Annotated in this window: 1 pseudogene; it reads right to left on the bottom strand. The window is 67.6% G+C overall.

Going from position 1 to position 284, the window contains the following annotated elements:
* Positions 1–269: pseudogene (locus tag AC5RWT_RS38185) on the bottom strand (tripartite tricarboxylate transporter substrate binding protein); the annotation flags it as partial.
* Positions 270–284: the final 15 nt, after the last annotated feature.

Below are 284 nucleotides of genomic sequence, written 5' to 3' on the forward strand. Positions count from 1 at the left end.
AGGCCGTTGGTGCCGCCCGCGCCCCCGATGTTGACCACCGTGGCATTGGAGACCAGATCGTTCTCCTTCAGGTCCTTTTGGATGGCACGTCCGGTCTGGTCCCAGCCGCCGCCCGGATCCGCCGGGACAATGATGTTGAGCTTGTTGATGCCGGCCTCTTCACCGCTGCTGCCGGCGCCGGTGGAGCCGCAGGCCGCCAGGACCAGGGCAGATGCTGCCGCGGCGGCGGCCAGGGCCGAGCGGCGTCTCATCGTACGGTCGAGCTTCATGTAGGTTCTTCCTCC

This window comes from Arthrobacter sp. Dra40, assembly GCF_059091905.1.